The sequence below is a fragment of the Roseateles sp. P5_B10 genome (genome assembly GCF_056400485.1).
This window is the reverse complement of sequence record NZ_JBFULE010001247.1, coordinates 1-1,060: the sequence shown is the minus strand read 5'-3', so window position 1 is coordinate 1,060 and position 1,060 is coordinate 1. Positions and strand designations below refer to the sequence as shown.

The 1,060-nt window shown below is 66.6% G+C and carries 1 protein-coding gene and 1 pseudogene; both read right to left on the bottom strand.

Translation table 11 applies throughout. From position 1 onward, the window contains the following. Nucleotides 1–642: alpha/beta fold hydrolase (locus AC1DU6_RS32475; RefSeq protein WP_477862358.1), on the bottom strand; the 642-nt coding region annotated here is incomplete at its 3' end. A 72-nt stretch (nucleotides 643–714) separates the two neighbouring features. After that, nucleotides 715–1,060 (bottom strand): annotated as a pseudogene (locus tag AC1DU6_RS32470) (hypothetical protein); the annotation flags it as partial.

Below are 1,060 nucleotides of genomic sequence, written 5' to 3'. Positions count from 1 at the left end.
CAGAGCCACCGGGCACTGTGGCGGGCGCAGACGCAGCAGCAGGGGCAGGTGGTGGGGCAAGGTACGGTAGATGTGGGCCTCGACCTCGCGCGTGAAGCGCAGCCTGACCTGGCCGTCTTCCGACTCTTCGAAACCGGCGTCGATGTAGTCGGCCAGCACCCGTGGGTCCCAACGGGCGAAAAGCTTCTTGGCTGAGAAATGCTTGTAGACGGCCTCGCGATCCGGCCAGACATGGCGACGCTCGCGGGCGATCTTGGACGGGCCGTAGCGGTGGATGAGTCCCGTCGTCTTGGCCATCGCAACGACAGCGGCCTTCATGCCCGACACGACGGGTGAGTCCAGCATGACAAGGCGGCTGACGAGATCGGGTCGGCGGCAGGTGGCCATCAAACTCAGCATGCCGCCCAGCGAGTGGCCGACAAGGGCGACCTGGCCTTGCGGGCGCACTTCATGCTCGATGAAATGCAGCAGCTGGTCACGCAGGCGGCGCCAGTCGCCAGTCACGGGGAAGCGCGGGTCGTGGCCAAAGCGATCCAGCGCCTCGACGCGCCAGCCGGCGGCGCGCCAACGCTCGAACAGCACGCGGTAGCAGCCGGCGGGATAGCTGTTGGCGTGAGAGAAGACCAGCGTGCGAGTTGTCATGGGCGCGCAGTTTGCCTGCGTCGGGCGACCTGTTCAGCGTCAGTTCTGGAGTGCCGAGTCCAGACGTGGCCGTCAGTCGGGCGGCAGCTCAAGCTCCAGCACGCGGCGCCTGCCGGCGTGGATCTCATCAAGACTGCGCCTGAAGCCGGGAATGCTGCGGAACAGGCGGTCGAAGCTGCCGTCCGCCAGGGCTGCGCGCAGGCCGCGCTCGATGCGGTCGGCCAGGGCCGGGTTGTCGCGGCTGGTGAAAAAGTAGAAGGGCACGCCGTAGTGCAGGAACAGGGTCTGCTCGATGGCCAGGCCGCTGTGCTGTTGCTGCTCGTACCAGGCCTCATAAACGCCGCGCGGCATGTAGTCGAAGCGTTTGGCGCCCAGCATCGCGAAGAGCTGTTCGTAATTGACGGACGTGACCACGGGC